4 protein-coding genes are annotated in these 3,195 nt (G+C 41.7%); all 4 read right to left on the reverse strand.

All coding sequences use genetic code 11. The features are described from left to right. Window positions 1-791 (reverse strand): ADP-glyceromanno-heptose 6-epimerase (rfaD, locus tag PHV77_07530; protein MDD5505122.1); only part of this gene is annotated, 791 nt, incomplete at its 3' end. 13 nt (window positions 792-804) lie between these two features. Next, the gene (lipA, locus tag PHV77_07535; protein ID MDD5505123.1) at window positions 805-1,674 is read right to left on the reverse strand and encodes a lipoyl synthase; all 870 of its coding nucleotides are present in this window, start codon (window positions 1,672-1,674) and stop codon (window positions 805-807) included. Continuing rightward, window positions 1,643-2,461: a lipoate--protein ligase family protein gene (locus tag PHV77_07540; protein ID MDD5505124.1), complete on the reverse strand. Its 819-nt coding sequence runs from the start codon at window positions 2,459-2,461 to the stop codon at window positions 1,643-1,645. The genes lipA and PHV77_07540 overlap by 32 nt, the downstream gene beginning before the upstream one ends. A gap of 113 nt (window positions 2,462-2,574) precedes the next feature. Further along, window positions 2,575-3,195: aminomethyl-transferring glycine dehydrogenase subunit GcvPB (locus PHV77_07545; GenBank protein ID MDD5505125.1), on the reverse strand; the 621-nt coding region annotated here is incomplete at its 5' end.

Genomic DNA, 3,195 nt, shown 5'->3' on the forward strand with positions numbered 1-3,195 from the left:
CCTAGCGCCTTAAACAAGGCATTGCCAAGTTCATTCCATGTATGCGCTTTACCTGTACCGACATTAAATATGCCCTTTTTATCAGGGTGTTGCAGAAAAAACCACATTATCTCCAATGCATCTTTTACATATATAAAATCTCTTTTTTGGCCGCCATTTATGTATTCAGGTTTATACGATTTAAAAAGCCTTAATCTGCCTGACTGTTTTATCTGGTGATAGCCCTTGTTTATCATGCTCCTCATATCCTGTTTATGATATTCATTAGGCCCATACACATTAAAAAATTTAAAACCCACGATATTATTTATAATGCCTTCATTGAAAACCCACGTGTCAAACTTCTGCTTTGACCTGCCGTATTCGTTTAATGGATTAAAAACAGGAATAAGCTCATGCGCATCAGAATAGCCAAAGTCCCCTGCGCCATAAGTAGCTGCACTGCTGGCATAAAACAATGGCTTGTCTTTCGCAAGCGCCCACTTGGCAAGTTCCACTGAATACTGATAATTGTTTTTCTCAAGATATTCTATGTCTGTCTCTGTGGTGTCTGCGCATGCGCCCAGATGTACTATCATATCTATGTTTTTATCTAATTTGTCGGCCTTTACAAGTTCAAGAAATTTATCACGCTCTATATATTCCGCTATGGACTTGCCGCGTATATTAGGCGAATCTTTTGCCTGTTGGCCTACATCAACAGCAAAAATATCGCTTATGCCTTCCTTGTTTAATTTCCACAAAAAAGCACTTCCAATAAATCCTGCACTTCCTGTAACTGCCAGCTTCATGTCATACTCCTGTTTATCGCGGCGCGGCTGCTTTTGACAGATATTCATCAGCCAAATAAGAGCTTCTTGTATATGGCGAACTCTTTACAAACTTAAACCCAAGCATCAGGGCCTTTTCTCGATAATAATCAAATATCTCGGGTTTTATATACTCTTTCACAGGGTAATGGGCCCTGCTCGGGGCGAGGTATTGGCCTATGCTTAATAAATCGCATCGGGCCTGGCTTAAGTCATTCAACACGCTCAACACCTCTTCAACTGTCTCGCCAAATCCCAGCATAATACCGCTCTTCGTATAAATCTTATCAGCTGACAAGGCCTTGGCTGTCCTCAATACATCAAGAGACCTCTTATAGCCGGCCTCGGGCCTGATCTCAGGATAAAACCTCGGCACTGTCTCAACATTGTGATTTATTATATCAGGCGCTGCGTCTGTGATTTTTTTAATAGCATCTATATCCGCCTTAAAATCCGGGATCAGGACTTCTATGCTTGCCTTGCAGGCTGTCTTTCTTATAGCCTTTATTGTTCCTGCAAAATGCCCGGAGCCTCCGTCAGGCAGATCATCGCGCGTAACGCTTGTTATTACAATATGCCTTAATTTTAAATGCGCAACCGCCTCTGCTATATTATAGGGTTCAAGGCTGTCAGGCTCAGAGGGTTTTTCTTTTCCTATATTGCAAAACCTGCATTTCCTTGTGCAGTTTTTACCTAATATCATGAAAGTAGCTATGCCCCTGCCAAAGCACTCTGATATATTAGGGCATGCTGCTTCCTCGCATACAGTGTTTAAAGCAAGCCCCCTTAGAAGCGACTTCATGCTGCTGCAGTCTCTTAAATTTATCTTTTTTTCAAGCCACGCGGGCCTTGTCTTGTTTGACATGCCTGTAAAAATTCCATTCTTTGGTTGTGTATTTTAATCTTAAAAGGCTATCAGCCAGACAAGATTCATGGGGATTCATCTTGCTTGGAATTAATTCGGCATTAAAGCTCTTCTTGAACGCGTCCAGGATAAAACCCTTAAGGTAATTATATGATACCTGCTTTCCAAGAGCCTGACTGAGAGAATATGATTCATCCCCTTGATAATTGTTTTTAATGTTTAAGAATTCCGCAAAACGCCCCCTGCAGGATTTAATCGGTATAGAACCGTGCTGAAATATAATATCTCTTTTTCTCCTCTGTGCATTACCGCCTATTTTCTTTCCATTTATAATAATATCGTATCTTTCCCTTTCCCTGAAGCATACCCAGCCTGTCTTAGGGGGATTGTCTCTGATCAAAGAAAATTGCGCGCCAAGGCCCATGTCTTTATAGGCATTTATTATGAAAGAGCATAGGTTCCTGTATGTCTCTTTAGCAAAACATTTCTTGCCTAAGGTGTGTTGCGCGCATACAATACTGTAGGTAAGTTCATCGGCATGAAAAATAACACCGCCTCCTGTCATCCTCCTTACAAAAGACAGTCTGCTCTCTGCGCATTTCTCGAGATCAAGCTCAATCGCGGGGTCCTGTGAAAGGCCTATTGAAAATGCCTCTGGATGCCATGTGTATATTCTAAGTATCGGGGCTGAGGAACTGCTGGCAAAACCCTCCAATAAGGCCTCGTCAACTGCCATATTGGTATAATTATCGTTCGGGCCTGAATCAAGTAAACGCCATTTTTTCATTTTAATATTATACCATTGTCTTTAAAATCATCTTATTGTGAATAGCTTATATCTGCTGCTATATTAAAGGGGCTTTGTTCAGGAAAAATATGTTTTTAAAAGGGTCAGTACCTTTAATACGGCTTCCAGCAAAGATCAAGGTCGCGCGCTGCTTTTGTTTCATCAAGCCTTTGAACAGGAGTTGAGACAGGGGACTTTCTAAGCTTTTCCGGATCAGTCTCAGCTAATCTCGCAGCCTCTATCATGGCCTCTATAAACATGTCCAGGGTCTCCTTGGACTCTGTCTCTGTTGGCTCTATCATTATAGCCTCTTTTACAGCAAGCGGGAAATATATAGTAGGCGGGTGAAAACCCTTGTCAATAAGATATTTCGCTATATCCAATGCGTGTATATTGTTTTTTATCTGCCTTGAGGCTGAGAACACGCATTCATGCATGCAAATCCTGTCATATGCTATGTCATAATAGCCTTTAAGTCTATTCAGGCAATAATTAGCATTCAGCACAGCGTATTCACTTGCCCTTTGAAGGCCTTTTTTCCCGAGCAGCAGCATATACGCATATGCCTTTAATATCACTGCGAAATTACCATAAAAAGGAGCAATATAGCCTATTGATTTAGAATTATTGTAATCAAGATAAAACGCGCCGCCAGGCCGCCTCATAACCCTTGATACAGGCAGGAAATCAACCAGGTTTTTGCTTACCCCAACAGGGCCTGCCCCAGGGCCTCC

Source organism: Candidatus Omnitrophota bacterium (genome assembly GCA_028716165.1).
Lineage (GTDB): Bacteria > Omnitrophota > Gorgyraeia > JABMRG01 > JABMRG01 > JAQUQI01.

What these genes read in the sequence shown, in the direction of transcription:
- lipA (MDD5505123.1), bottom strand. Translation starts at nt 1,674, where the DNA reads ATGTCAAACAAGACAAGGCCCGCGTGGCTTGAAAAAAAGATAAATTTA.
- PHV77_07540 (MDD5505124.1), bottom strand. Translation starts at nt 2,461, where the DNA reads ATGAAAAAATGGCGTTTACTTGATTCAGGCCCGAACGATAATTATACC.